This window comes from Streptomyces sp., from assembly GCF_035645055.1.
Lineage (GTDB): Bacteria > Actinomycetota > Actinomycetes > Streptomycetales > Streptomycetaceae > Streptomyces.
Map to the genome: position 1 here is coordinate 64,006 of NZ_DASQNH010000057.1, position 25,623 is coordinate 89,628.

The window sequence follows — 25,623 nt, forward strand, 5'->3', positions numbered from 1 at the left end:
GCCCGTTTCACGGGGCCGGCGAGTTGTGCCAGTGACACAACCCCCCTTTCGAACCGGACACACAGCCGGGCCGCCCGGGGGCGGGCGGTCCACCGGACGAGAGGGACCAGACTCATGAGCAGTTCAGTACTGCGCCCGGCCGCGGACGAGGGACCGGCCAGGGCGACCGCGTACCGGCCGATCTCCTCTCACCTGGCCATCGCGCCGCCGGTGAGCGTGGTCATACCCGCCATGAACGAGGCGGAGAACCTTCCCTACGTCTTCAAGACCCTGCCGGCCTGGATCCACGAAGTGGTCCTGGTCGACGGCAACTCCACCGACGACACCGTCGAGGTCGCCCGCGCGCTGTGGCCCGGCGTGAAGGTCGTCCGGCAACGCGGCAAGGGCAAGGGGGATGCTCTGAACACCGGGTTCGCGGCCTGCACCGGCGACATCATCGTGATGGTCGACGCCGACGGCTCGGCCGACGGCAACGAGATCGTGTCGTACGTCTCCGCGCTGGTCTCGGGCGCGGACTTCGCCAAGGGCTCCCGCTTCGCCAACGGCGGCGGCACCGACGACATGACGTTCATCCGCAAGCTCGGCAACCGCACCCTGTGCGCCGTCGTCAACCGCAAGTTCGGCGCCCGCTACACCGACCTCTGCTACGGCTACAACGCCTTCTGGCGCCACTGCCTGGACAAGATCGACCTGGACTGCACGGGCTTCGAGGTCGAGACCCTGATGAACATCCGGGTGGTCAAGGCGGGCCTGAAGGTGCAGGAGATACCGAGCCACGAGTATCTGCGCATCCACGGCACCAGCAACCTCAGCGCCGTGCGCGACGGACTGCGGGTGCTGCGCGTGATCCTGCGGGAGCGCTCCAACCGGCGGACGCTGCGCCGCCGTACGCGCACCTCCCCGATGCTGGACGCGGTGCGGGGAGAGGTGTCGTGAGCGGTACGGGAAGAGAGGCCCCGGGCGCTCCCGGGATCGGGATCTCCGTCGTGATCTGCGTCTACACCGAGGACCGCTGGGCGGAGATCCTCGCCGCGGTCGCCTCGGTGCGGGCGCAGTCCCGGCCGGCGCTGGAGATCCTGCTGGTCGTCGACCACAACCAGGCGCTGCTGGACCGGCTGGCCCGGGAGTACAAGGAGGCCGGGGACGTGCGGGTGCTCGCCAACGCGGGCCCCCGCGGGCTGTCCGCCGGCCGCAACACCGGCATCGCCGCCTCGCACGGCGAGGTGATCGCCTTCCTCGACGACGACGCCGTCGCCGAACGGGACTGGCTGCGCCACTTCGCCGAGGGCTACGCCGACCCCCGGGTGATGGCGGTCGGCGGCCGTACGGTGCCCGTCTGGGCGTCTGGCCGCCGTCCCGTCTGGTTCCCGGAGGAGTTCGACTGGGTGGTGGGCTGCACCTACAAAGGGCTGCCGCCCGGCCGGGTGCGGGTGCGCAACGTGCTCGGCGGCAACGCCTCCTTCCGCCGGACCGCGTTCGCCGCGGCGGGCGGCTTCGCCACCGGCATCGGCCGCGGCGGCGACAAGCGCCCGCTGGGCTGCGAGGAGACGGAGCTGTGCATCCGGCTCACCCGGGCGGTGCCCGGCGCGGTGCTGCTGATCGACGACCGGGCGGTCATCCGCCACCGGGTGCCGGCGGACCGCGAGCGGTTCGGCTACTTCCGCACCCGCGCCTACGCCGAGGGCCTGTCGAAGGCGCTGGTGGCCCGGAGCGTGGGCGCGGGCAAGGGGCTGGAGTCGGAGCGGCGGTACGCCACCCGCGTCCTGCCCGCCGGGGTGGCGCGCGGACTGCGCGACGCCGTGCTCGCCCGGCCGGGCGGCGCGGGGCGGGCCGGGGCGATCGTCGCCGGCGTGCTGACGGCGGCCGGCGGTTACGTCGTGGGGAGTGCACGGGCGCGCCGGGGCGGAGCCGCGTTCTCCGTGGCGCCGGCCGAGGGGGAGAACGGATGACCGAGGACGCCGGTGTGCCGATCCTGATGTACCACGCGGTCGCCACCGACCCGAACGACGCGACCCGCACCCTCTCGGTCACCCCGGAGGCGTTCGCCGCCCAGATGGAGCTGATCGGCGACCTGGGCCTGACCCCGGTCACCACGGCCGACCTGGCCGCCCGCTGGCGCGACGGCCGCCCGCTGCCGCCCCGACCGGTCCTGGTCACCTTCGACGACGGCTACGCGGGGGTGCACGCGCACGCCCTGCCCGTGCTCGCCCAGCACGGCTTCCCGGCCACGCTGTTCGTCACCACCGGCTGGCTCCGGGGCCCGTACGACACCGGCGGCGCCCCGGACACCATGCTCGACTGGGACCAGGTGCGCGAACTGGCCGGCGCGGGGGTGGAGATCGGCGGCCACAGCCACAGCCATCCGCAGCTCGACCAGCTCGACGACGAGGCCCTGCGCCTGGAGCTGACCCGCTGCCGCGACCTGGTCGCGGATGAACTCGGGGTGCCGCCGGTGTCGTTCGCCCATCCGTACGGCTACTCCAGCCGCCGGGTGCGGCGGGAGGTGCGGGCGGCCGGGTTCGCGCAGGCGCTCGCCGTCGGCAACGCGCTGGCCCGGCACCGCCAGGGGCCGTACGCGCTGCGCCGGGTCACCGTGCGGCGCGGCACCCGCGTCGAGGAGTTCGCCCGCCTGGTCGAGGGCCGCGCGATCGCCCGTATGTTCGCCACCGACCGTGCCCTGACCAAGGGGTACGCCGTGGTCCGCAGAGCCCGACAGGTCCGCCGGAAGGCCATCCGTTCCCGTGTCTGACACGACCACCACAGCCCAGCCCGCCACGTCCGCCGGAGCGGAGGAGGCGCCGCCCGGGCGGCCGGGCGGCGGCCAGTTGTTCCGCAACGCCTACGCGCTGATGCTCAACACCGGTGTCTCCGCGGTGCTGGGCCTCGGCTTCTGGCTGGCGGCGGCCCGCTACTACTCCGAGTCGGCGGTCGGCCAGGGCTCCGCCGCGATCGCCGCGATGAAGCTCCTGGCGGGCCTGACCGCGGTCACCCTGACCGGCGCCCTGGCCCGGTTCATACCGGTCGCCGGGCGCTCCACCGGGCGGCTCGTCCTCCGTACCTACGCGGGCAGTTCGCTGGTGGTGGCGCTGGCGGCCGGGGGGTTCCTGCTGACGCTGGACCGGTGGGGGCCGTCGTACGGCTTCCTGGCCGGGCCGGTGAACGGGCTGGGTTTCGTGGCCGCCGTGGTCGCCTGGAACCTGCTCACCCTCCAGGACGGGGTACTGACCGGGCTGCGCAGCGCGCTGTGGGTGCCGGTCGGCAACACCGCGTTCTCCGCGGTGAAGCTGGGCCTGCTGGTCGGGTGCGCGGCGGCCGTCCCGACGACCGGTGTCTTCGTGTCCTGGGTGGCGGCGACCGCCGTCTCGGTGTTCCCGCTGGGCTGGCTGGTGTTCCGGCGGCTGGTGCCCCGGCACGCGCGGGCCACCGAGGGGCACGCGAAGGCGCCGTCGCTGCGCGAGGTCGGGCGGTTCCTCGCGGGCGACTACACCGGCTCGCTGTTCTCGCTGGCCGTGGTCTATCTCGTCCCCGTGATCGTGGCCGCCCGGGTCGGCTCCGAGGACAACGCGTACTTCTACGTCACCGCGACCATCGGCGGCACGGTCAACCTGCTCGCCGTCAACATGGGCGCCTCGCTGACCGTGGAGGGCTCCCACGACCCGGGCCGGCTCGCCGCCGACACCCGCGCGGCGCTGCGCCGGATGGCCCGGATCATGCTGCCGGTCTGCGCGGTGCTGTTCCTCGGGGCGCCCTGGATCCTCGGCGTGTTCGGCGCGGGTTACGCGGACGCGGCCACCCCGCTGCTGCGCTGGTTCGCGGTCGGCGCGGTGCTGCGCGTGGTGATGGAGACGTACTTCGCGGTGCTGCGCGCCCAGAGCCGCACGGCGGGACTTGCCTGGCTCCAGGGCCTGCTGTGCGCGCTGGTGCTGGGGCTGACGCTGCTGCTGCTCCCCCGGATGGGGCTGACCGGCGCGGGCGTCGCGGAGGTCGTCAGCGTCGCGGTGATCGTGGCGGTCGCCGCGCCCCGGCTGTACCGGACGGTGCGGGCGGTACCGTCCGGGGCCGGACGCACCGAGGGTGCGGCGGTGAACGGCGAGGGCGCCGGTCCGGGGCCGGGAGAGGTGCCCGCCCCGCCCGCGGCCCGCCGCCGCGGACCGGGCTGGGCGCTCGACCCCGGCGCCCTCGCGCTCGGCGTCCACGCCGACTTCGACCACCTGGAGCGCCGCCCGGACGTCCGCCCGGGGCCGGGCACGCCGCCCGCGGGCATCCCCGTCGTGGCCGGCCCGGAGGTGGCCGCGCCGTGCGAACGGAAGGCAGCCGAGCCGGTGGAGGCCGGGGCCGGAACCGAGACGGACCGGAAGGAGGCGGCCGAGCCGGTGCGGCCCGCCGAGACGGCGGTCCCGCCGCCCGCGTCGCCCGCCCCGCCGACGGCCTGGTGGCGGCGGCTGCCGCCGACCCGCCTCGGGGTGGTCCTGGGCTGTCTGCTGACGGCCGCCCTGCTGCTGTACTGGGTGCCCGCCGCCCGGCTCGGCGAGGCCGATCTGGACCGGATGGGCGGACTCGGGCTGGTCTCCGTGCTGCCCGCCCCGACGCTGGCCGGCGCCGGACTGCTGGTGGTGGTGTTCGCCTCCCTGCTCCGGCTGGGCCGGGAGCACCGGACGCTGCTGCTGGTGACCCTGCTGGCCACGGTGGTGTCGCTGCACGCGCTGCCCGCCGTGATCGAGGCCGAGCCGCGGTTCGCGACCGCCTGGCAGCACCTCGGCTTCCTCGACCACATCGACCGGACCGGGACGGCGGTGCCGGACCTGGACGCGCGCTGGAGCTGGCCGGGCTTCTTCGCGGCGGCCGCGTTCGTCGCCCAGGCCTGCGGGGTCACCGACTTCACCGAGGTCATCCGCTGGTGGCCGACGGCGCTCCAGCTGCTGTACCTGGCGCCGGTGTTCCTGCTCGCCCGGTCGCTGCGGGCGAGCTGGCGGGCCCGCTGGACCGGCGTGTGGATCTTCGTGCTGAGCGGCTGGGTCGGCCAGGACTACTTCTCCCCGCAGGGCTTCACCTATCTCCTCCACCTCGTCCTCGTCGCGATCCTGCTGGTCTGGTTCCGCGCCCCGCGCGTGATCTGGACGCGGCTGCGGCCCGGCGAGGCGGAGGTGGGGGCGGCGAACCGGCGCCAGCGGGCGGTGCTGCTGCTGGTGGTGATCGGCCTGTTCCTGGCGACCGTCCCGGCCCACCAGCTCACCCCGTTCGTGATGCTGGGCGTGGTCACGGTGCTGGTGGTCGCCGGCCGCTGCGAACCGCGCGGGCTGCCGCTGCTGTTCGGGGTGGCGGTGGTGTCGTGGATCGGTTTCATGGCGGAGCCGTACTGGTCCGGCCACTTCGACGAGCTGTTCGGCGGGGTCGGCGGGGTCGGCGGCAATGTCTCCTCGTCGGTGTCCGGCCGGATCGGGGGCGGCAGCTCCGCCCACCAGCTGGTGCTGTACGCGCGGGTGGCGCTGGCCGGCGGGGTGCTGGCGCTGGCCTGCTGGGGCTGGTGGCGGCGGCGCGCGCACCGGTACCGCGAGCGTTCGCTGCCCGTCCTCGCCTTCGTGCCGTTCCTCGGCTTCGGCATGCAGTCGTACGGCGGCGAGATGGCGCTGCGTGTCTTCCTGTTCGCGCTGCCCGGCGCGGCTCTGCTGGCCGCCCTCGCGCTGTTCCCGCGCACCGGCGTCACCGCGGAGGAGCGGGACCGGGCCGGCCTCGCCCCGCTGGCCGCGCTGACGGCCGGACTGGTGCTGATGGGCGGCTTCCTGGTGGCCCGCTGGGGCAACGAGCCGTTCGAGCGGATCCGGCCCGGCGAGGTCGCCGCCATGGAGTACGTGTACGCCCACGACGATCCGAGCGTGCGGCTGCTGTGGCTCAGCGACGACACGTTCGAGAACGTGACACCGGCGATGCCGTGGGGCGCGCGGGACATGGAGAAGGTGGAGTACGTGCCGACGCCGGCGCCGGCCGACCCGGCGCTGGTGTCGGGGCTGGTCGAGGCGCTCCAGGAGGCGGGCCCGAACTCGTATCTGATGGTCAACCGCGGTCAGGTCACCTATCTGACGATGGACGCCGGCTACGCCCCCGCCTGGGAGCCCCGGCTGCTCCACCACCTGGACCGGCGGCCGGAGCTGCGGAAGGTCCTGGCCAACGAGGACGTCACGATGTACGCGCTGCGCGAGCGGCCCGCGGGTCCCGTGCCCGAGGCTGACCCCGGCCCGGCCGGGCCGCGCGTGACCTGGACGCCGTGGTCGGTGGTCGGGGCGCTCGCGGCGGCGGTACTGATCGTGCTGCTCGCGGCCCGCGAGGTGGTGCGGGTCGCGGTGCGGCCCGGCGTGCGGCAACTGCGGTGGCTGCAGAGCAGCTTCTGGTTCTCGCTGCCGCTGCTCGCGGTGCTGCTGGCCTCGCTGGTGCAGCGGTTCCTGACCATCGCGTGACGGACACCCCTAGCGGGTCAGCCACTTCACCTCGTACGCCTGGAGATCGACGGTCCGGCCGTCGACCGTCGCGCTCAGCGCCCGGTCGCGGGTGTTGACGACGAGGACCGTCCGGTCGGTGGCGAGGGCGCGGACCTCGGGGTCCGCGGTGATGGCGGCGTACGCCGTCCCCGGCGGGAAGGCGGCGGCGAACCGGGAGAGAAGGTCGTACATCGGCAGCTTCCCGCCGCCGGCCGCGGTGTCGGTCGGGGTCCACAGGCAGCCGGGGCACTCGGGGCCCCGCTCGGCCTCCGGGTTCCAGTAGAAGCCGGAGGAGGCGCCGCCCTCGACCATGGCGATCATCCCGGCGGCCTGCACGGCGGTCCGGCGGGCCTCCGACCAGCCATGGCGTTGATCGTCGCCGTCGGCGGGTTCCACGTAGTACTCCGCCCACCACAGCGGCAGCTCGCCGCCGGTCTGCCGGCGCACCCACTCCCCCACCGCGGTGAACTTGGCGGTGGCGGCGAACTCGTCGGGCAGCAACTCGTCGTCCCGGGTGTAGCTGGAGCCGTCCACGACCACGAAGTCCGCGCCCGCCTTGTGCCGGTTCCAGTAGGCGAAGGCGTCCAGGACCCGCTGGTCCAGCGCGCCCCACGGGCCCTTCGGCGCGGCCGAGGCGTACTCCTGGCGCGGGTCGAGGCTGTCCATGACCAGGTAGGGGCCGCCGACCATGAGGTCCTCGTCGACCTCCTTCAGCGCCCGGTACACCCGGTTGTACATGCGGGTGTAGCCCTCGTGGTCCCAGCGGTGCCCGGCGTCGTCCCAGAAGCCCTTGAACTCGTTCCAGACGATGAAGTGCCGTACGTCCGGATAGCGCTTGGCGACGGTCGCGGCGAGCGCGGCGAAGTCGTCGTAGTGCTCCGGCTCGGGCGCCGTCTCCAGGGCCGCCTGGCTCCAGTCGGTCCGCCCGGCGCCGGCCTCGCCGCCCTTCATCCAGTCCGGGGCGCAGCACAGGGTGATGACCGGGGTGGCGCCGGAGGCGCGCATGAAGTCGACGCGCCGGTCCAGGGCCGCGAAGTCGTAACGCCCCCGCACCGGCTCGGGGTTGTCGGCGCCCCAGCCCATGATGTGCTGGTTCTGCGGCAGGCGGGCGCCCTTCAGCCGGTTCTCGACGCGTGCGACGGCCCGCGGGCTGCCCTCGCCGGCGCTGAACTGGGTGTGGGTGAAGCCCCAGCCGACATCCGGCCGCAGCCGCTGCGGCGGGGTGACGGGCGTGCCGTGCGCCCCGGCGCCGCCGGGCGAGGTGCCCTCCGTGTTCGCGCCGCCGCCGGACGGCGTGCCGGCCAGGGTCACCAGCAGGGCCACGACGGCCGCCGGCACACCGAGCAGCGCGGCCAGCCGCCACCGCCGTACCCCCGGAGCCCACCCATGACGTGCCATCGAGGGCAACAGTAACGGCGGGAGCGGGCACGGGGGCAGATGTCGCGCAGAAGCAACGAAGGGGTGGGCAAGGGGCACTCCAGGACGAGAGGCCCGGACGACGACACTCCGCGCGCACCGCGGAAACCGGGTGCGTGCGGCGCCCCGGTGCCCGATCATGACGGCATGTCCGCGAACCCACACGACGCACTGCCGATCCGGCTCAACGTCGACGACAGCGACTCGCCCTCCGACGTCGTCGACGCGCTGTTCCTCGGCCGCTTCGCGACGGGCGAGCAGCCCTACTCGCACGCCGCGAACATCGACCGCGTCCGCTCCGGGGCGACCCTGCTGCCGCCGGACGCGCGCGTGCTGCGGGTGGCCCGCGACGACGACCGCAGCGCCACCCTCGCCGAGGGCGACGGCTGGACGGTGCTCGTCTCCCGCTGGAACCGGGGCGCCGACGTCACCGTGACGGCGACCAGCGCCGACCTGGCGGCGAAGGTGCTGAGCGAGGCGACCGACGGCGCGGCCGACGAGCCCGAGCCGCAGCCGGAGAACGTCACGATGGGCTTCTGGTACGTCTCGCCGAGGCGCGGCCCGCACCGCACCACCCGGCAGATCTCCGCGGGCACCTGGGACGAGGTGCGGCCCAACTACACCGCGCCGGTCGCGGAGGCGATGGACCGGCTGATGAGGACCACCCCGGAGGACATCGCGGGCCGGCTGCTCCTGCTGCACGGCCCGCCCGGCACCGGCAAGACCTCCGCGCTGCGCACCCTGGCCCGCTCCTGGCGGGACTGGTGCCAGGTGGACTGCGTGCTGGACCCGGAACGGCTGTTCAGCGATGTCGGCTATCTGATGGACATCGCGATCGGCGAGGAGGACGCGGCCGGCAAGGGCCGCTGGCGGCTGCTGCTCCTGGAGGACTGCGACGAGCTGATCCGCGGCGAGGCCAAGCACACCGCGGGGCAGGCGCTGTCCCGGCTGCTCAACCTCACCGACGGGCTGCTCGGCCAGGGCCGCAACGTGCTGGTCGGGGTCACCACCAACGAGGACCTGGAGCGGCTGCACCCCGCCGTGGTGCGCCCCGGCCGCTGTCTGGCCCGGATCGAGGTGGGTCCGCTGACCCGGACGGAGGCGATCGACTGGCTGGGGCCGGAGGTCCCCGGCCGGGAGCGGGCCGTCGGCCGGGACGGAGCGACGCTGGCCGAGCTGTACGCGCTGCGCCGGGGCACCTCCCCGACGGCGCTGCCGGAGCCGCGGGGCGGCTCGGAGGCGGGGCTGTACCTGTGATGCTTTGATGGGGGTATGCCTCTGCATGTCGGCACGTCGGGGTGGCAGTACAAGGACTGGAAGGGCCGGTTGTACCCGTCCGACGTGCCCACGCGGCGGTGGCTTGAGGTGTACGCGGAGCACTTCGCCACGGTCGAGATCAACAACGCGTTCTACCGGCTGCCGGCGCGGGAGACCTTCGAGGCGTGGCGGGACCGGGTGCCCGGCGACTTCGTCGTCGCGGTCAAGGCGAGCCGGTACCTGACCCACATCAAGCGGCTGAAGGATCCCGAGGAGCCGGTGGAGCGGCTGATGACCCACGCGGCCGGGCTCGGCGACCGGCTGGGCCCCGTCCTGCTCCAGCTGCCGCCGACCCTGCGCGCCGATCCCGGCCTGCTGGACACCTGCCTGCGCCGCTTCCCGGCGTCGACGCGGGTCGCCGTCGAGCCGCGGCACGAGTCGTGGTGGACGCCGGAGGTCCGCCGGGTGCTGGAGTCCCGCGGCGCCGCGCTGTGCTGGGCCGACGTCCTCTCCCGCCCGGTCACCCCGCTGTGGCGCACCGCCGACTGGGGTTACGTCCGTTTCCACCAGGGCCGCGCCCACCCCTGGCCGCGCTACGGCCGGCAGTCCCTGGAGACCTGGCTGCGCCGGATCGCGGAGGCGTTCGACGACGGCCGGGACGTGTACGCGTACTTCAACAACGACCCCGGCGGAGCGGCCGTGCGGGACGCGATGGCGTTCGCCCGTACGGCCGCCGCCCGGGGCCGCACGGCGACCCGCGCACCGACCGCGCTCACGACCGCGCCCGACGGGTGACCACACGCCGGGGCACGGCGCCCCGGCCCGGGACCACTCCCCGGCCGCCACGCCCCGGCCGCCACGCCCCGGCCGGGGGCCGCTCCCTGGACCCCGCGCCCCCGATCCGGGGCCACTCCCCGTCTGCCGTACCTCTCCCGGCCGGGACCACTCCCCACGCGCCGCGCACCCGGCCCGGGGCCGCTCCGGGACACTGCCCCCCGCACCAGGGCCCCGTCGGCCGTCGTCCCGACCGGCCCGGGGACCCTTCCCGTCTGCCGCGCTCCTCCGGCCCGGGCCACGCGCCACGCGCCCCGTCCGGGATCACCACGCGTGCGCCAGGCCCCCCGGCCAGGGATCACTCCCCGTACGCCGCCCGCAGTGCGTCCCGTACGGCCGCCAGTGCGCCGTCGCGGTCCGCGCCCAGGCGGCGGGCCCGGTCGGCGTAGGCCTGGGCCGCCGACGCCAGCTCCCGCTCCGCCGCCGGGCCCGCCGCGGCCACGAACGTGCCGCCCCGGCCCCGGGTCTCGATCACGCCGTCCGTCTCCAGCGCCCGGTAGGCCTTGGCGACGGTGTTCGCCGCGAGCCCCAGCGACTCCGCCAGCCCGCGCACCGTCGGCAGCCGGTATCCCACCGGCAGCTCTCCCGACCGCGCCTGCGCGGAGATCTGCGCCCGCACCTGCTCGTACGGCGGAGCGGCACCCTCATCGATGTGGATCTTCAAGGTCACGGGGCGATTGTCCCGTACCCCCCGGAAAACGGGAGGCACCATGCCCCGTTCCCCGCGTAACGTGCGCCGATATGACCGTCATCGCGCGTGAGCTGCGTCCCGGCGTACGGGACGACGCCGAGGGCTTCGCGGAGGTCCGGAGCCTGGCCCTGCCCTTCATGCTGGACACCCCGGACTCCGTCCTGCACAACCTCACCCACAGCCATCCCGACGCCGGCTTCCGGCAGTTCGTCGCCGAGGAGGACGGCGAGATCATCGGCACGGCGCAGGCCGGCCTCGCCCACGACAGCCCGGAGCCGGGCCAGGGGTACCTCAACGTGTACACCCACCCGGAGCGGACCCGGCGCGGCGCCGGCTCGCTGCTGGTACGCACCGCCGAGGAGTATCTGGCGGGGCTGGGCGCGACCCGGCTCTTCTCCTGGGTGCTGGACGAGCCCGCCCACCGGGCCTTCGCCGAACGGCACGGCTACCGGCCCAGCCGCTCGGCGCACTTCCTGCGCCTGGACCTGGCGCACGGCACCCTGCCGCCCCGGCAGGACCCGCCGCCGGGGGTCGGACTGCGCACGGGCGCCGACTACGCGGACGACCCGCGCCCCCTGTTCGAGCTGGACGCGGAGGCCACGGCGGACGAACCGAGCGACATCGGGGCCGAGTTCACCGACTTCGAGGCGTGGGTCGAGGAGACCTGGAGGCATCCGCTGCTCGATCTGGAGCTGACCTCGGTGGCGGTCGCCGACGGCCGCCCGGTCGCCTTCAGCGCGGCCCACACCGACCGCGCCCGCCGCCGCTACGGCTCGGCGATGACCGGCGCCGCCCGCGCCTTCCGCGGCCGGGGTTTGGCGAAACTCGCCAAGAACGACTCCCTGCACCGGGCGCGCGCCGCCGGGTACCGGGAGGCGTTCACCGGCAACGACACCGGCAACGGCCCGATGCTCGCGATCAACACGTGGTTCGGGTACCAGATCTGCGCCACGGAGGTGCGCCATGTCCGCGAACTCGGCTGAACCGGCGGGCCAGGTGGCCGTCGTCCTGGTCAAGGCGGGCCGGACGAAGATCCGCTACGCCGCCGACCTGCTCGCCGACGACGGCACCCGGGTCGCCGTCCGTGCCGCCTGGGCGGGTGAGGGCGTCCGTGACTTCGGCTTCGTGCGGTTCGAGCCGGGGGATGTCTTCACCGAGTACTACTGGCGCGACCGCTGGTACTCCGTGAAGGAGGTCCGCGCGGCCGACGGCACCCTGAAGGGCTGGTACTGCGACATCACCCGCCCCGCCACCCGCACCGGCGCCGAGCTGGTCGTCGAGGACCTGGACCTGGACCTGTGGCGCTCGGCCGACGGCTCGGACGTGCGCCGCCTGGACGAGGACGAGTTCGCCGAGAGCGGCCTCGCGGAGCGCGATCCGGGGGCCGCACGGGCCGCTCTGCGGGCGCTCGACGAACTGGAAGCCCTGGCCAGGGCGGTGGGCGGCCTGGAATCCCTGCTGAGCTGACCCGCCGCCGTCTCACGCCGTGTCACCGGCCGGTGACACGGCGCTCCTCGCGCGGGCACAGAGCGCAGTCGGCCCATCACGCCGGTTTGCCGGGGCCCCAACGGTGACACCCGCCACTGGCAACCAAATCGTGACAGCCGCCACAGACTATTCGGGCGGCGATGAGGAAGTCTCACCGAACGGGTCTACCTCCGTGAGAACGCGGAACTCGGTAGTCCCACAAGGAGGCAGACATGCGCCGTGTGACCGTGCGGAAGCCCCTGAAGACGTCGGACGCGCGCCGGATCCGCGAAGAGGCGGTCGACGAGCGTCCCGCCGGGCGGCCCGAGGTGCGCAAGGACATCGCGCGCACCTGGTGGCCGGAGAGCTAGTCCAGGAGCTTGCGGTAGTGGATCCGGTCGTACGGCCCGTCGACGCGCCGCTCCACGACCTCGTATCCGTACTTGGGGTAGATCTTCTGGTTCTCCCACATCATCGCGTTCGTGTAGAGCCTGATCTCGGACAGGCCGAGCACGCCCGCGTGCGCGTCGACGAACCGCAGCAGCCGTCGCCCCACGCCCTGGCCATGGGCGTCGGGGTGGACGGCGATGCTGTCCAGGAACAGATGGTCCTCGTACGCGTCCAGGACGACGAGACCGGTCACCGGTTCACCGGTGACGAACACCCGCCCCGCGGCCACGTCCGCCGCGTGGTCCGCCTCCATGGGCTGGGGCACCACCCCGATGCGGGCGATGTAGTGCCGGTAGGCCGCGTCGGTCACGGACTTCACGGCGGGAGTGTCGGCGGCGACGGCAGGCCGGATCTCCAGGTTGCGCATGCCCCGCACGGTACCTGCCTCAGCGCAGCCTGAGCGCTCCCTTAACGGCACCATAAGGATCTCCGTCAGCCGCCCTCGGCGGGCGATTTCGCGGGCTCTCGGGGCTAGCTTCTGATCACCCCACGGGATCACCGGAAAGCACCGACCGCCCCTCCTAGGAGTTCCTCCATGCCCGCACCCCGCCGCAAGGCCGCCGCCACCGTCGCCCTCGGCCTCGGCCCGCTCGCCCTGACCGCCCTCACGGCGGTGCCCGCGTCCGCGCACGGGTCGATGGGCGACCCGGTCAGCCGGGTCGCGCAGTGCTACGCGGAGGGCCCGGAGAGCCCGTCCTCACAGGCGTGCAGGGCGGCGGTCGCGGCGGGCGGCACCCAGGCGCTCTACGACTGGAACGGCATCCGCATCGGCAACGCGGCCGGGCAGCACCGGGCACTGATCCCGGACGGCAAGCTGTGCAGCGCGAACAACGAGGCGTTCAAGGGCCTCGACCTGGCCCGTGCCGACTGGCCCGCGACCAGCGTGCGCAGCGGCTCGTACACCTTCAAGTACCGCGTGACCGCCCCGCACAGGGGCACCTTCACGGTGTATCTGACCAAGCCGGGCTACGACCCCGCCCAGCCGCTCGCCTGGGACGACCTGGACCTGGCGAACCCGGTGGCCACCGCCACCGATCCGGCGGCGGCGGGCGGCTTCTACACGTTCTCCGGCACGCTGCCCGAGCGCACCGGCAAGCATCTGCTGTACGCGGTCTGGCAGCGCTCGGACAGCCCGGAGGCCTTCTACTCCTGTTCCGACGTCACCTTCGGCGGCACCACGAGCGGCACTCCGGCCGACGCCCCGGGCAGCGCCCCGGACGGCGGCGACACGGCGAGCGGCGACACCGCCACCGACAGCGGCACCGGCAGCGACAGCGACAGCAACAGCGACAGCGACAGCGACAGCGACAGCGGTACGAACGTCGGTGCCGCCCCGGCTCCGGTCGCCTCCGCCCCGTCCCAGGAGCAGATCGAGGCCGGTGCCGAGCACTCGACCATCGAGAACCACGGCCACGGCGACGACGACCACCGCACGACGGCGGAGCCCGCCGCGGCGGCGGCAGCCGCCGGATCGGCGCAGGCCGACCAGCCCAAGGCGGCGGGCGCGTCGCAGAACCTCGCCGAGACCGGCGGCGACAGCGGCACGGCGTACCTCGCCGTGGGCGGCGCGGCGGCGCTGGCGCTCGGCGCGGCGGCCCTGTTCGCCTCGGTCCGCCGCAAGGCGGTGACCGGCGGCCGGCACGGCCGCTGAGGCGATAGGGACTGCGGGGTCCGGCCGGCGGCTCAGGCCGGCCGGACCCCGGCGGCCGTCAGCTGAAGGCGGCGGCGCAGGTGGTGGGCCTGGCGTTCGCCGGGTCGAGCGCGTTGGCCACCTCGTGGAAGGCGATCCGGTCGAACAGCCCGATCGCCAGGTGCTCGGAGAGGTCGGCCGGGCACAGGTCCTGGAGCAGCACGTTGCGTACGTTCGGCCCGTCCAGGAAGCCGCTCCGGTACGGCGTGACGACCTGGTCGTACCGGGTCGCGAGCACCGTGTAGCGGACGCCGGGGACGGTGTCGCCGCCCGCGTTGAGCCGGTCCAGGAAGTCGGATCCGGCGATCTGGTCGGCGAGCGCGGGGGTGGCGGTGGTGAGGAGGTCCTCGGCGCCGGGGAAGTACGGCAGCAGCGCGGTGAGTCCGCCGAGGGTCGTGCCGTGGTTGTCGGGAGCGATGCCGACGAGCGCGTTCACCTCGGCGGCTCCACCGAGGAACTTGAGGTAGTGACGGGGCATCATGCCGCCCTGCGAGTGGCCGACCAGGTCGGCTTCGGCGGCGCCGGTGGCGGCGAGCACCTTGTCGACGAACGCGTCGAGTTCCTCGGCGGACTTCGCGACGGGCCCGAGCCCGTGGAAGAACGGGACGCCGGGGAGCCGGCCGTAGTCGAGGGAGTAGACACAGTACCCGCGTGCGACCAGGTACGGGGCGAGGCCCAGCCAGTTGTCGACGGCGTTGCCCAAGGTGCCGTGGACCAGGACGACGGGCCGGGGATGGGCGGTGGAGGGCTTGCAGGAGTAGTCGTTCCAGCCGCGGCTGGGAGCGTCGCCCGCGCGGGCGGTGGTGGCGGGGACGAGGGCGACCGCGACGGCCAGCAGCAGGGCGGCCACGGATCTGCGGACACGGTTCCAGGGCAGCATCGGGTGATCTCCTGACGGCTCGTGGGGAAGGAGGTTCGCCTGCCTTACGCCCTGTGATCCGGATCACGGGATGCTGTTCACTCGTCAAGTTACGGACGAGTAGCACCAAGGGGAAGTTGCGCGACGGTAAAAACACGCGACGCCGGTCGATGCCGGGGCGTGCCCTGTCGCCGCTCTACCAGGTGGGCCGGACGGGCCCGTGCGGCGCGATCCGCCCCAGCTGCTCCCGCAGCACCCGTACCTCGCGCTCCCCCAGCAGCGCGCTCCACTCCGCCACGACCTCCGCCGCCGCCTCCTCCGCGGCCCGCGTACAGGCCCGGCCCCGCTCGGTCAGCTCCAGGAGCCGGGCCCGGGCGTCCACGGGATGCGCCCGCCGCTCCACGTACCCCTTGCGCACCAGCTCGTCGACGAGCTGGCTGGCCGCCTGCTTGGTGACCCCGAGATGGGCGGCGAGTTCGGTGACCGTGGCCCCGCCCCGGGCGAGCCGGGTGAAGGCGAAGCCGTAGGCGGGCCGCCCCTCGAACCCCCGGGCGACGACACCTTCGTTGATGCGCCGGGTCAGCTCCCCCGCGGCGGCGAGCAGGGCGGCGGTCAGGGACAGGGCATCGGAGTTCTGCACCAGGAGATTGAAACACCCTTGACCAGATGGTCAAGCAGGTTGACCATTGAGGCGGAAGAGATGGTCAAGCGCCTTGACCGTCCGCCATCCGTTCGAGAGGGAGCCGCCATGCCCGTCATCCGTCCCGCCGACGCCCTCGTCCACGAGCTGCACGGTGCCCGCTTCATCTCGCACGCCTCCCCACGCACCGGCAGCGAGGAGCTGTGCGCCTGGCGCGGCGAGATCCCCGCGGGCACCGTCGCGCCGGAGCACACCGTCAGCCGCGAGGAGATCCTGCATCTGCTCGACGGCGAGCTGCGGGTCACCCTCGACGGCCGTGCCGCGCACCTCGCCCCCGGTGACACGGTGATCGTCACCGCGGGCACGGCCTTCCGCGTCGAGAACCCGGGCGAGCGGACCGCCGTCACCTGGGTCACCACCTCCGTCGGCCTGGAGGCGGAACTGGCCGACGGGACGCGGATCAGCCCGCCGTGGGCCCGCTGACGCCCGTGCGGTCGACGACCACCCCGCGGTCCCCGGCACGGAACGAGCGGACGTCCAACTCCGCCCGGAGCGCGGCCCGTTCGACCGGCCCCGCGTTCCGGTCGCCCACGGACACCCCCGGGGCGCCGGCGACCCGGAAGCCGGTGGCGCGCGCGAAGGCGGTGCCCGGGGCCCAGCCGGGCGGGAGCACGGCGGTGACCCGGCGGACCGCGGGCGCGGCGGACAGCAGGGCCCGCGCGACCGCGCCGCCGATGCCGCGCCGCCGCCAGTGCGGGGCCAGCAGCCAGCAGCCGACCGCGCAGCTCTGCGGGTCCGGGTGGCCGAGCACGGCGTCGACGAGCCCGGTCACCCGCCCCTCGGCCTCCAGGACGAGCAGCCGCTTCCGCTCCGGCGCACAGCCCGGCGGCAGCGCGTAGTACATGCTCTGCACATCGCCCGGCCCGGACGGCTGCCCCGTGGCGGCGACGAACCAGTCCTCGCAGGCGGCGAAGAGTTCCAGCACACCCGGCTCGTCCTCGGGGACGAAGTCGCGCACCTTGATCCTCAGAGCCATCGGATCAATCTACGCCGCCAGTCTTCCCGGCATCACCGCGCGTGGCCCGAACTTGGCCCGCGCGCGGTCGGCGACCTCCTCGATACGGCGGATCCGTTCGTCCGCGGGGTCGAAGGTGAGCTGGTGGGAGGCCTGTTCGGCGGGGGTCAGACCCTCGGCGCGCAGGGCGATCGCGCGGACCCGGGCGCGCTGGAGGCCGAGGGCGTCGTACATGCCGTAGACCGTCTTCGCCAGCGCCGCCGAGTGGGCGGTGGGCTCGGGCAGGGTACGGGAACGGGTCGTCGCGGAGCGGTCGGCGTAGCGCACGGTGAGGGTGAGGGTGCGGCAGACCTTCTCCACGGCCCGCAGCCTGGCGCCGATCTCCTCGGCGGCCGAGAGCAGGGCGCGGCGGTGCCGCTCCGGGTCCAGTTCGTCGCGGGCGAAGGGGCGTTCCGTCGCCAGGGAGCGGGAGACGGCGTTCGGGACCACCCGGCCGCGGTCGATGCCGTTCGCCTTCTCGTGCAGTTCGCGGCCCGCCTTCGCGCCGACCAGGCGCTGGAGCGTGGACAGCGGTGCGGCGGCGACCCGGCCGAGGGTGTCGAGGCCGTACTCGCACAGGGTGCGGGCGGTCGCGGTGCCCACGCCGGGCAGGACCGCGACGGGCTGGCCGGCGAGGAACTCCGCCACGTCGTCCTCGGGGACCGCGCAGGTCAGCCCCGGCCGGGCGGCGCGCAGCGCGATCCGGGCCAGCATGGGGCCCGGTCCGGCGCCGATCACGCAGTCGACGCCGAAGTGGGCGAGGGCGCGGACCCGGATCACCGAGGCGAGTGCGACGGCGTCGCGCCCGAAGTAGCGTTCGGCGCCGCCCAGATCGGCGAGCGCCCCGTCCGGTGGCAGCGCCTCGACGACCGGCGTGAACTCCTCCAGCAGCCCGAGCAACTGGGGCAGGGCCGCCTCGTACATCGGCGGCAGCTGGAAACGTACGCAGAGGATGGTCATCCCGCACTCCCCGGACTCTGGTGCCACAACTTCCTTGTCTGTGAAGGTTCTTGCCCCGCGGGGCGCAGATCGGCCCAGGGGTGCATCTCGTACCCCGTGGGCATGCGGACGGTCCGGGACCGGTGGTGGTCCATACGGTCCCGGGCGGCCGAGCCGGCCGGGGCGGGCAGCCCGTCGGAACCGGCGAGCCGCCCCCGCGCGGGCCCCTGGCCGTCGTCGGGCGGGGAACCGTCACCGAAGGAGGGCCCGCCGTCGGCCGCGGGGCCGGTGCCGGGCGCGCCGGCGAGCCGGGCCGCGACCCCCTCCAGCCCTTGCTCCCGGCGCAGTCCGGCCAGTTCGGCGAGGTTCCAGGCGGCGGCGCCCACCACACTGACGCTGCGCGGTCCGCGCCGCTGGACCACACCGCGCACCAGCAGCAGCCAGGAGTGGAAGACGGTGTGGGCGCAGGCGTCGTGGGAGTCGTCGAAGAAGGCGAGGTCGACCAAGCCGGTGCCGTCGTCCAGGGTGCTGAAGATGACCCGCCTGCCGGACCGGATCGGCGGTGTCTGGGTGGCCGCCTTGGCGCCCGCGACCAGCACCGTCTCCCCGTGCCGGGCCTCGCGCAGCCGACGGGCGCTGACCACGCCCAGCTCGTCCAGGAACGTCCGGTGGTCGTCCATCAGGTTGCGCGAGGCGTCCATGGAGAGCACGCCCAGCTCGGCGCTGAGCCGTTCCTCCGCGGAGAGGTCGGGCAGCCCGGCGGAGGCGGTCCGCCGTCCGCCGGACAGCGGGAGCTGGCCTCCGCCGCCGCCCGCGCCACGCGCGCCGCGATGCAGTTCGGTCAGGTGCAGTTGCAGGTCGCGGCGGTTGGCGCCGAACGCGTCCAGCGCGCCGACCTGGGCGAGCCGCTGGGCGAGCGGACGGCTCGGACGGGCCCGTTCCCAGAAGTCGAGCAGGGAGGAGTACGGCTGCCCGTCCTCGATCCGTCGCGCCTCTGCCTCGCTGATGTTGTGGACGTCGGAGAGGGCGAGCCGGAGTCCCCACGTCCCGGGCGACGACGGCGATTCAGACACCAGTTCGATCCGGTGGGCGACCCCCGACGTGTTCACGTCCAGCGGCAGGATCGGCACCCCGCGTCGCCGCGCGTCCGCCAGCAGCAGCCGCTTGGGGTACATCCCCGGGTCATGGGTGAGCAGCCCGGCGTAGAAGGCGGCCGGGTGATGGGCCTTCAGCCAGGCCGACTGGTACGTCGGCACCGCGAAGGCGACCGCGTGCGCCTTGCAGAAGCCGTACGACCCGAAGGCCTCGACGATCTCCCAGGTGCGCCGGATCGTCTCCGCGTCATAGCCGCGCGCCGCCGCGTGCTGGGCGAACCAGAACCGGATCCGCCCCTGCGACTCCGGGTCGGACAGCCCCCGGCGCACCCGGTCCGCCTCACCGCGCCCGCAGCCGGTCATGATGTCGACGATGTGGATGATCTGCTCGTGGAAGACGACGACCCCGTACGTCTCCTTCAGCGGCCCCTCCAGATCCGGGTGCGGGTAACGCACCGGGGCCCGCCCGTGCCGCGCCTCGATGAACGGCCGCACCATGTCGGCGGCGACCGGACCCGGCCGGAACAGCGAGATGTCGACCACCAGATCGTGGAAGGTGGCCGGCTGGAGCCGCCCCACCAGGTCCCGCTGGCCCGGCGACTCGATCTGGAAGCAGCCCAGCGTCTCCGCGGAGCGGATCAGGCCGTACGTCGCCGGGTCGCCCGGCGGCAGCGCGTCCAGGTCGACCTCGGCGCCCGACGCGCGCTTCACCTCGGCGACCGCGTGCGCCATCGCCGACTGCATCCGCACGCCCAGCACGTCCAGCTTGAGCAGCCCCAGGTCCTCCACGTCGTCCTTGTCGAACTGCGCCATCGGGAAGCCCTCGCCGCTGGTCGGCATCACCGGCGTACGGGAGAGCAGGGAGGCGTCGGAGAGCAGCACACCGCAGGGGTGCATGGCGACCCCGCGCGGCAGCGCGTCCAGCGCCTCGACCAGCTCCCACAGCGGGCCGTACCGCTCCTTCTCGGCGGCGAGCGCCCTCAGTTCGGGCAGCTCCTGAAGCGCCGCGCGGGCGTCGCGGGCACGGATGTGCGGGAAGGACTTGGCGAGCCGGTCGATCTCGGCGGGGTCCAGGGACAGGGCCGCGCCGACGTCCCGGATCGCGTGCCGCACCCGGTAGGTCTCGGGCATCGCGACCGTGGCGACCCGCTCGGCGCCGAACCGGCCGATGATCGCCCGGTAGACCTCCAGCCGGCGCGCCGACTCCACGTCGATGTCGATGTCGGGCAGCACGACCCGCTCCCTGGACAGGAAGCGCTCCATCAGCAGCCGGTGCTCGACCGGGTCGGCGTGCGCGATGCCGAGGAGGTGGTTGACGAGGGAGCCCGCGCCGGAGCCGCGCGCGGCCACCCGGATGCCCATCTTCCGTACGTCGTCGACGACCTGGGCGACCGTCAGGAAGTAGGAGGCGAAGCCGTGATGGGCGATGATGTCCAGCTCCTCGTGCATCCGCTCCCAGTAGGCGCGCCGGCCCGCGTAGCCGTGCAGCACCATGCCGGCCGCCGCCCGGGAGGCGAGCACCCGCTGGGCGCTGCGGCGGTCCGCGCCGACCAGGTGCGGCTCGGGGAAGTGGACGGTGCCGATGCCGAGGTCGTCCTCGGGGTCGACCAGGCACGCGGCGGCCGTGGCCTGGGTCTGCTCCAGCAGCCGCAGGGCGGCCTCGCGCCGGTATCCGGCGGCCTCCACGATCCGCTCGGCCGCCTCCCGCATGGCCCCCGCGCCCTTGAGCCAGGCCTCACCGGAGTCCAGCTCCTTGGCCGGGTCGACCGGGACCAGACGACGGGCGGCGTCCAGCACGTCGGCGACCCGTCCCTGGCCGGGATCGGCGTACCGTACGGCGTTGCTGAGCACCGGGCGGACGCCCTGCTCGGCGGCGAAGCCGACGGTCCGCGCGGCCAGCCGCAGCGAACCGGGGCCGGTGCCGGTGCGGCCGTGCCAGACCGCCTCCAGGCGCAGGGCGTCACCGTAGACCTCCCGCCAGGGGGCGAGGAGCCGCGCGGCCCGGTCGGGGCGGCCCGCGGCGAGGGCCCGGCCGACGTCGGAGCCGGGGCCGAGCAGCACGGTGAGACCGTCGGCGTGGTTGTCGCCCCACGGCAGGACGGGGGTGCCCTCACTCCGGTGCGCGGCGGTGACCAGGCGGCACAGGTCGGCCCAGCCGCGGGCACCGTCCCGGGCGAGGAAGGTGACGCGCGGAGTCGACTCGTCGACGAAGGCACCGCCGCGCACGGGGGTGCGGCGGCGCCGGTCCCGGCGTGCGGGGCCGGACTCGGGGGCGACCGCCGCCGGGTCCACCGCCAGGTCCACGCCGAACAGCGGGCGCACGCCCGCACGGGCGCAGGCCTTGGCGAAGCGGACCGTGCCGGCGAGGGTGTCGCGGTCGGTGAGGGCGAGGGCGTCCATGCCGCGTTCGAAGGCGCGCCCGGCCAGCCGCTCCGGGTGCGAGGCGCCGTAGCGCAGGGAGAACCCGGAGACGGTGTGCAGATGCGTGAAGCCCGGCATCGCACCTCCCGCCATCTCCGCTATCGAACATCCGTTCCAACGTGCTCACCACCACCATAGACCAAATCCCGAACATGTGTACGACAGCCGTTCGGGCCCCTCCCACCTGCGGAAACACCCGTCGCGCCAGAGCGTGGGGACATGACACAGACCACCTTCCTCCGCGAGGTGACGGACGCCGTCACCCCGCGGGCCACCCTGCTCGTCCTCGGTGTGGTCGCCCTCCAGTTGCTGTTCATCGCCTCGTACGTGGGAGCGCTGCACCACCCCAGGCCCAGGGACGTGCCCTTCGGAGTGGTCGCGCCGCAGGCCGTCGCCCGGCAGACGGTCACCCGGCTGGAGCGGCTGCCCGGCTCGCCCCTGGACCCGCGGGCGGTGGCCGACGAGGAGACGGCCCGCGAGCAGATCATGAACCGCGACATCGACGGCGCCCTGGTGGTGAACCCGGCCGGCCCCACCGACACGCTCCTGGTCGCCTCCGGCGGCGGCACCGCCCTCGCCCGCGCGCTGGAGTCGCTGACCACGACCCTGGAGAAGACCGAGCGGCGCACCGTGCGCACCGTGGACGTCGCCCCCGCCTCTCCCGGGGACTTCAACGGGCTGTCGTCGTTCTACCTGGTCGTCGGCTGGTGCGTCGGCGGCTACCTGTGCGCCTCGATCCTCGCGATCAGCACCGGCGCCCGGCCCGCCAACCCGCGCCGGGCGATGATCCGCCTCGCTGTGATGGCCGCGGTCTCGATCGTCGGCGGCCTCGGCGGCGCGGTCATCGTCGGGCCGGTCCTGGACGCCCTGCCCGGCAGCGTGGCGGCACTGTGGGGGCTCGGCGCGCTGATCACCTTCGCGGTCGGCGCCGCCACCCTCGCCCTCCAGGGCGTCATCGGCATCGTCGGCATCGGCCTGGCGATCCTGCTCGTGGTGATCGCGGGCAACCCCAGCGCGGGCGGCGCCTTCCCGCTGCCGATGCTGCCACCGTTCTGGGCGGCGATCGGCCCGGCCCTGCCGCCGGGCGCGGGCACCTGGGCGGCCCGCTCCATCGCGTACTTCAAGGGCAACGACGCCACCGGCGCCCTCCTGGTGCTGTCCGCCTGGGCGGCGGTGGGCATCGCGGTGACCCTGCTGGCGGCGCGCACGCGTGAGCGGCGCGGGGAGGAGCCCCTGCGGACGCAGGTCCCGTAGCCGCCCGCCGGCCGGACCTACCCCTCCCGCGGCCCGCGGATCTCCCCGGTGCCCAGTGCGATCGTGGCCCGGGGCCGCATGGGCCCCTCACCGCGCCGGGAGAGCAGGACCACCTCGTCGACCACGGCCGGCAGCGAGCCGAGCCGGGCGGCGCACTCGGCGGCCAGGCGCCTCGGATCCTGGGTGCGGCCGAGGGACAGATGCGGGGTGAAGCGTCCGCCGCGCCCCTGGCAGAGCGGGAACCGCAGCACCAGCTCCCGGTGCAGACGGGACCACGGCGCCCGGTCCGCCGCGGCGGGATCGAGCCACACCGTCGCGTAGTGCCGGTGCCGGAAGGAGCGCACTCCGGCCAGGCGCGCCGGGAACGCCGGGCTCCGCGCCGCCGCGGCACCGAGCAGCGGCAGGGCCCGCGCGAACTCCTCCTCCGGCACGAAGCCGAACAGCAGGTTCACATGCGGGGGCCACCGCCGTACCTGCGGATCGTGCTCCCAGCGAATGTCCTGGATCACCGGCCACAGCCCCGGCGGCGGCAGCCATGCCACCGCCGTCCGCGGGGTCGGCGCCACCTGGAGTGCGTCCACCTGCCCGGCCCCGTCGAAAACCGGGTTCCCGTCCACATCACCAGGATCGCCGCCGGCGGCCCGCGTACGAAAGTCCCGCCCCTCGCGCGCGGGGCGGGACTTCACCGTGTGCGGAACGGGTCAGCCGATCTGTGTGCCCGTCGCCGACAGCGCCTCGGTCACCGGCTGGAAGAACGTCTCCCCGCCGGAGGTGCAGTCGCCGCTGCCGCCGGAGGTGAGGCCGATGGCCTTGTCGCCGGAGAACAGCGCGCCGCCGCTGTCGCCGGGCTCGGCGCAGACGTCGGTCTGGATGAGTCCGTTGACGATGTCGCCGTTGCCGTAGTTCACGGTGGCGTCCAGGCCGGTGACCTTGCCGGAGTGCACCTGCGTGGTGGAGCCGCTGCGGGTGACCTCCATGCCGACGGTGGCCTCGGCCGCACCGGTGATCCGCTGGGCCGAGCCGTTGTAGAGGTTGACCTCGCTCGGGTGGTCGACCTCGGCGGTGTACTTGACGAGGCCGTAGTCGTTGTCCGGGAAGCTGGAGACCTCGTTCTCGCCGATGACGGTCCCGGCCGAGTCCGACCACGTGGTGATGCCCTCGGTGCAGTGGCCGGCGGTCAGGAAGTACGGCTCCCCGCCCTTGACCACGTTGAAGCCGAGCGAGCAGCGCCCGCCGCCGTCGGTGATGGCGTCACCGCCGGCGATGAAGGGCCTGAACTCCCCCTTGGTGCGCTGGAGTTCCACCACCGTGCCGAGCCGGTCGACGACCTGGCTCAGCTTCTTCCACTCGGCCGCGGAGACGGTGCGGTCGGCGGTGACGACGACCTTGTTGGTGGCCGGATCGGTCACCCAGGCCGTACCGGGGATGGTGGCGTCCTGCCGGAGCGCCGTACGGGCGCTCTTCAGCTCGGCGAGGGAGTGCTCGACGATTCTGGCCTGTGCGCCGGCCTCCTCGACCACCTCGGCGGCGGCCTCGTCGAGCACGTTCACCACCAGGGTCCTGGCCCGGGCGTCGTAGTAGGTTCCGGCCGCGTCCGCGCCGAGGTCCCGGTCCAGCGTCGAGGCGAGCTTTCCGGCCGCCAGGGCGGACAGGGTCTTGACCGCCGGGGTCTCCGTCGGCTCGCTGGCGTTCGCAGTCTGGAAGGTCACTCCCGCGGCGACCAGTGCGGCGATGCCCGCACCTGCCACGGCGGCCCGCCGCTTGGGTATGCGTCGGTGCTTCAACTCACGTCCTCCTGTGGGGGGTCGGCCCGCTGGTGGTTATGGGGACCACCACAGGCCGGAAGGCTTGGTTGACGGGCGCCCACTCTTCCGAACCGCACAGCGAGCGCACAAGGTCCACTTCCGGACGCGCACACGGTGACCACCGCGCGCCCCCCACCCCTTCACCGCCCCGCCCGCCCAAGGGAATTCGCGCTGCAAACGCCTACGCGTGAGTAATCGTGTACAGGGCGGTGAGGTCTAGTCCTGACTGATTATCACCGCCGCCTCTCCGGCACCGGAGGCATCGGAAGCCTCGGCGGCTCCCAAGGGAAACCCCCGCACACGGTGCGTGTGCGGGGGTTCGAGGTGGTGCCGCCGGTTACGGGTGGAGGCTCAGTAGACGTTGACGCCGTACGCGCTCAGGGCCTCGGTGACCGGCTGGAAGAAGGTCGTGCCACCGGTGCTGCAGTTGCCGCTGCCGCCGGAGGTCAGACCGTAGGCGGTGCCGTTGCTGCCGTAGAGCGGGCCGCCGGAGTCGCCGGGCTCGGCGCAGACGTTGGTCTGGATCAGACCGGAGACGATGTCGCCGCCGCCGTAGTTGACGGTCGCGTTCAGGGCGGTGACCCGGCCGCTGTGCGTACCGGTGGTGGAGCCGTCCCGGATGACGGTGGTGCCCACGGCCGGGGTGGCCGCGCGGGTGATGTCCACGCCGTTGGCGGTGCCGGGCCGGCTGACGGACCCGCTGTAGCGCACGAGGCCGTAGTCGTTGCCCGGGAAGCTGGAGCCGGCGGTGGAGCCGATGACCGTGGTGCGCCCGGAGTTGGAGTACCAGGTGCCCGCGCCGTCGGTGCAGTGACCGGCGGTCACGAAGTACTGGGTACCGCTGCCGTCCTGGACGTTGAAGCCGAGGGAGCAGCGCCAGCTGCTCGCGTAGATGGCGTCGCCGCCCTGGATCAGCTTGGTGAACTTCCCGGGCGTGCGCTTGATGGTGAGCGCGTCGGCGTTGGCCCCGGCCTGTTCCTTGATCTTGGCGATCTCGGCCTGGGAGACCGTGCTGTCGACGGTCACGACCAGGCGGTTGGTCTTGCCGTCGACGGCCCAGGCGGTGCCCGGGACGTCGGCCTTGAGCACCGAGGCACCGGCGCTCTTCAGCTCGGTGGCGCTGAACGTGGCGGTGTCGGACGCGTTCGCGCTGGGGATCGCGATCGCGGCGGCGGCCACGAGTCCGGCGGAAACGGCGGTCAGCCGGGTCCGTCTCGATATGCCGCTGCGGGGGGTGGTGCGCTTGATCCTCACTTTTCGTTCCTCCACAAAGGAAGTT

The 25,623-nt window shown here is 74.0% G+C and carries 23 protein-coding genes; 12 read left to right on the forward strand and 11 right to left on the reverse strand.

Going from position 1 to position 25,623, the window contains the following annotated elements:
• Window positions 1-114 precede the first annotated feature (114 nt).
• Genes VE614_RS19675 through VE614_RS19690 form a run of 4 tightly spaced genes read left to right on the forward strand, consistent with a single transcriptional unit; the run spans window position 115 to window position 6,452 of the window.
• Window positions 115-936, forward strand: coding sequence for a glycosyltransferase family 2 protein (locus tag VE614_RS19675; protein WP_324938452.1), 822 nt, complete (start codon window positions 115-117; stop codon window positions 934-936).
• Window positions 933-1,949 (forward strand): glycosyltransferase family 2 protein, encoded by a 1,017-nt coding sequence (locus VE614_RS19680; RefSeq protein ID WP_324938455.1) that lies wholly within the window; start codon window positions 933-935, stop codon window positions 1,947-1,949. The genes VE614_RS19675 and VE614_RS19680 overlap by 4 nt, the downstream gene beginning before the upstream one ends.
• Window positions 1,946-2,749, forward strand: a complete 804-nt coding sequence (locus VE614_RS19685; RefSeq protein WP_324938458.1) for a polysaccharide deacetylase family protein — start codon at window positions 1,946-1,948, stop codon at window positions 2,747-2,749. The genes VE614_RS19680 and VE614_RS19685 overlap by 4 nt, the downstream gene beginning before the upstream one ends.
• A complete protein-coding gene (locus tag VE614_RS19690; RefSeq protein WP_414719611.1) occupies window positions 2,742-6,452 on the forward strand; it encodes a lipopolysaccharide biosynthesis protein in 3,711 nt (1,236 codons plus the stop codon). Before VE614_RS19685 ends, VE614_RS19690 begins: the two co-directional genes overlap by 8 nt.
• 9 nt (window positions 6,453-6,461) lie before the next feature.
• Here VE614_RS19690 and VE614_RS19695 read toward each other — a convergent pair whose 3' ends face one another.
• Window positions 6,462-7,871, reverse strand: a complete 1,410-nt coding sequence (locus VE614_RS19695; RefSeq protein WP_324938461.1) for a GH39 family glycosyl hydrolase — start codon at window positions 7,869-7,871, stop codon at window positions 6,462-6,464.
• A 165-nt stretch (window positions 7,872-8,036) separates the two neighbouring features.
• Here VE614_RS19695 and VE614_RS19700 point away from each other — a divergent pair, with 165 nt between their 5' ends.
• Complete coding sequence (locus tag VE614_RS19700; protein WP_324938463.1) at window positions 8,037-9,146, forward strand: DUF5925 domain-containing protein; 1,110 nt, start codon at window positions 8,037-8,039, stop codon at window positions 9,144-9,146.
• 15 nt (window positions 9,147-9,161) lie between these two features.
• Window positions 9,162-9,941 carry a DUF72 domain-containing protein gene (locus VE614_RS19705; protein WP_324938465.1) on the forward strand — a complete coding sequence of 260 codons (780 nt, stop codon included), beginning with the start codon at window positions 9,162-9,164 and terminating at the stop codon, window positions 9,939-9,941.
• Window positions 9,942-10,278: 337 nt separating this feature from the next.
• Here the strand turns inward: VE614_RS19705 and VE614_RS19710 are convergent, their stop codons facing one another.
• Window positions 10,279-10,650: a GntR family transcriptional regulator gene (locus tag VE614_RS19710; protein ID WP_324938468.1), complete on the reverse strand. Its 372-nt coding sequence runs from the start codon at window positions 10,648-10,650 to the stop codon at window positions 10,279-10,281.
• A gap of 71 nt (window positions 10,651-10,721) precedes the next feature.
• On the opposite strand from VE614_RS19710, the gene VE614_RS19715 reads away from it, so the two are divergent.
• The 3 genes from VE614_RS19715 to VE614_RS19725 all read left to right on the forward strand — a co-directional run bounded on the left by VE614_RS19715 (window position 10,722) and on the right by VE614_RS19725 (window position 12,509).
• Window positions 10,722-11,654, forward strand: coding sequence for a GNAT family N-acetyltransferase (locus tag VE614_RS19715; RefSeq protein ID WP_324938471.1), 933 nt, complete (start codon window positions 10,722-10,724; stop codon window positions 11,652-11,654).
• Window positions 11,635-12,138 carry a DUF402 domain-containing protein gene (locus tag VE614_RS19720; protein ID WP_324938474.1) on the forward strand — a complete coding sequence of 168 codons (504 nt, stop codon included), beginning with the start codon at window positions 11,635-11,637 and terminating at the stop codon, window positions 12,136-12,138. Before VE614_RS19715 ends, VE614_RS19720 begins: the two co-directional genes overlap by 20 nt.
• Window positions 12,139-12,371: 233 nt before the next feature.
• Window positions 12,372-12,509 carry a hypothetical protein gene (locus VE614_RS19725; protein WP_324938476.1) on the forward strand — a complete coding sequence of 46 codons (138 nt, stop codon included), beginning with the start codon at window positions 12,372-12,374 and terminating at the stop codon, window positions 12,507-12,509.
• Here VE614_RS19725 and VE614_RS19730 read toward each other — a convergent pair.
• Window positions 12,506-12,955, reverse strand: a complete 450-nt coding sequence (locus VE614_RS19730) for a GNAT family N-acetyltransferase (protein WP_324938479.1) — start codon at window positions 12,953-12,955, stop codon at window positions 12,506-12,508. The two genes, VE614_RS19725 and VE614_RS19730, sit on opposite strands and share 4 nt — an antisense overlap.
• Window positions 12,956-13,123: 168 nt before the next feature.
• On the opposite strand from VE614_RS19730, the gene VE614_RS19735 reads away from it, so the two are divergent.
• Window positions 13,124-14,239: a lytic polysaccharide monooxygenase gene (locus tag VE614_RS19735; protein ID WP_324938482.1), complete on the forward strand. Its 1,116-nt coding sequence runs from the start codon at window positions 13,124-13,126 to the stop codon at window positions 14,237-14,239.
• Between the two features lie 58 nt (window positions 14,240-14,297).
• Here VE614_RS19735 and VE614_RS19740 read toward each other — a convergent pair whose 3' ends face one another.
• Complete coding sequence (locus tag VE614_RS19740; protein ID WP_324938485.1) at window positions 14,298-15,158, reverse strand: esterase/lipase family protein; 861 nt, start codon at window positions 15,156-15,158, stop codon at window positions 14,298-14,300.
• A 175-nt stretch (window positions 15,159-15,333) separates the two neighbouring features.
• Window positions 15,334-15,777, reverse strand: a complete 444-nt coding sequence (locus tag VE614_RS19745) for a MarR family winged helix-turn-helix transcriptional regulator (RefSeq protein WP_324938488.1) — start codon at window positions 15,775-15,777, stop codon at window positions 15,334-15,336.
• Between the two features lie 108 nt (window positions 15,778-15,885).
• Here VE614_RS19745 and VE614_RS19750 point away from each other — a divergent pair, with 108 nt between their 5' ends.
• Window positions 15,886-16,260: a cupin domain-containing protein gene (locus VE614_RS19750; RefSeq protein WP_324938491.1), complete on the forward strand. Its 375-nt coding sequence runs from the start codon at window positions 15,886-15,888 to the stop codon at window positions 16,258-16,260.
• Here VE614_RS19750 and VE614_RS19755 read toward each other — a convergent pair.
• The 3 genes from VE614_RS19755 to VE614_RS19765 are packed head-to-tail and all read right to left on the reverse strand — an operon-like array spanning window position 16,238 to window position 21,363.
• Window positions 16,238-16,813 carry a GNAT family N-acetyltransferase gene (locus VE614_RS19755; RefSeq protein ID WP_324938494.1) on the reverse strand — a complete coding sequence of 192 codons (576 nt, stop codon included), beginning with the start codon at window positions 16,811-16,813 and terminating at the stop codon, window positions 16,238-16,240. The genes VE614_RS19750 and VE614_RS19755 overlap by 23 nt on opposite strands.
• 9 nt (window positions 16,814-16,822) lie before the next feature.
• Entirely contained in the window at window positions 16,823-17,791 is a 969-nt protein-coding gene (locus tag VE614_RS19760; protein WP_324938496.1) for a DNA polymerase Y family protein, read from the reverse strand.
• On the reverse strand, window positions 17,788-21,363 hold the full coding sequence (locus tag VE614_RS19765; RefSeq protein ID WP_324938498.1) for a DNA polymerase III subunit alpha: 3,576 nt from the start codon (window positions 21,361-21,363) through the stop codon (window positions 17,788-17,790). The genes VE614_RS19760 and VE614_RS19765 overlap by 4 nt, the downstream gene beginning before the upstream one ends.
• Window positions 21,364-21,504: 141 nt before the next feature.
• Between VE614_RS19765 and VE614_RS19770 the strand changes: the two genes are divergently transcribed.
• Window positions 21,505-22,539, forward strand: coding sequence for a DUF3533 domain-containing protein (locus tag VE614_RS19770; protein WP_324938501.1), 1,035 nt, complete (start codon window positions 21,505-21,507; stop codon window positions 22,537-22,539).
• A 17-nt stretch (window positions 22,540-22,556) separates the two neighbouring features.
• Here VE614_RS19770 and VE614_RS19775 read toward each other — a convergent pair whose 3' ends face one another.
• The 3 genes from VE614_RS19775 to VE614_RS19785 all read right to left on the reverse strand — a co-directional run bounded on the left by VE614_RS19775 (window position 22,557) and on the right by VE614_RS19785 (window position 25,598).
• Window positions 22,557-23,156 carry a 2'-5' RNA ligase family protein gene (locus VE614_RS19775; protein ID WP_324938503.1) on the reverse strand — a complete coding sequence of 200 codons (600 nt, stop codon included), beginning with the start codon at window positions 23,154-23,156 and terminating at the stop codon, window positions 22,557-22,559.
• A gap of 84 nt (window positions 23,157-23,240) precedes the next feature.
• Entirely contained in the window at window positions 23,241-24,323 is a 1,083-nt protein-coding gene (locus VE614_RS19780) for a S1 family peptidase (protein ID WP_324938506.1), read from the reverse strand.
• Window positions 24,324-24,695: 372 nt separating this feature from the next.
• The gene (locus VE614_RS19785; RefSeq protein ID WP_324938509.1) at window positions 24,696-25,598 is read right to left on the reverse strand and encodes a S1 family peptidase; all 903 of its coding nucleotides are present in this window, start codon (window positions 25,596-25,598) and stop codon (window positions 24,696-24,698) included.
• Window positions 25,599-25,623 lie beyond the last annotated feature (25 nt).

Excerpts from the sequence above, each read along its gene's own strand:
- VE614_RS19730 (WP_324938479.1), bottom strand. The coding sequence starts at position 12,955 with ATGCGCAACCTGGAGATCCGGCCTGCCGTCGCCGCCGACACTCCCGCC.
- VE614_RS19750 (WP_324938491.1), top strand. The coding sequence starts at position 15,886 with ATGCCCGTCATCCGTCCCGCCGACGCCCTCGTCCACGAGCTGCACGGT.
- VE614_RS19675 (WP_324938452.1), top strand. The coding sequence starts at position 115 with ATGAGCAGTTCAGTACTGCGCCCGGCCGCGGACGAGGGACCGGCCAGG.
- VE614_RS19720 (WP_324938474.1), top strand. The coding sequence starts at position 11,635 with ATGTCCGCGAACTCGGCTGAACCGGCGGGCCAGGTGGCCGTCGTCCTG.
- VE614_RS19760 (WP_324938496.1), bottom strand. The coding sequence starts at position 17,791 with ATGACCATCCTCTGCGTACGTTTCCAGCTGCCGCCGATGTACGAGGCG.
- VE614_RS19695 (WP_324938461.1), bottom strand. The coding sequence starts at position 7,871 with ATGGCACGTCATGGGTGGGCTCCGGGGGTACGGCGGTGGCGGCTGGCC.
- VE614_RS19740 (WP_324938485.1), bottom strand. The coding sequence starts at position 15,158 with ATGCTGCCCTGGAACCGTGTCCGCAGATCCGTGGCCGCCCTGCTGCTG.
- VE614_RS19755 (WP_324938494.1), bottom strand. The coding sequence starts at position 16,813 with ATGGCTCTGAGGATCAAGGTGCGCGACTTCGTCCCCGAGGACGAGCCG.
- VE614_RS19700 (WP_324938463.1), top strand. The coding sequence starts at position 8,037 with ATGTCCGCGAACCCACACGACGCACTGCCGATCCGGCTCAACGTCGAC.
- VE614_RS19770 (WP_324938501.1), top strand. The coding sequence starts at position 21,505 with ATGACACAGACCACCTTCCTCCGCGAGGTGACGGACGCCGTCACCCCG.
- VE614_RS19725 (WP_324938476.1), top strand. The coding sequence starts at position 12,372 with ATGCGCCGTGTGACCGTGCGGAAGCCCCTGAAGACGTCGGACGCGCGC.
- VE614_RS19765 (WP_324938498.1), bottom strand. The coding sequence starts at position 21,363 with ATGCCGGGCTTCACGCATCTGCACACCGTCTCCGGGTTCTCCCTGCGC.
- VE614_RS19735 (WP_324938482.1), top strand. The coding sequence starts at position 13,124 with ATGCCCGCACCCCGCCGCAAGGCCGCCGCCACCGTCGCCCTCGGCCTC.
- VE614_RS19705 (WP_324938465.1), top strand. The coding sequence starts at position 9,162 with ATGCCTCTGCATGTCGGCACGTCGGGGTGGCAGTACAAGGACTGGAAG.
- VE614_RS19715 (WP_324938471.1), top strand. The coding sequence starts at position 10,722 with ATGACCGTCATCGCGCGTGAGCTGCGTCCCGGCGTACGGGACGACGCC.
- VE614_RS19685 (WP_324938458.1), top strand. The coding sequence starts at position 1,946 with ATGACCGAGGACGCCGGTGTGCCGATCCTGATGTACCACGCGGTCGCC.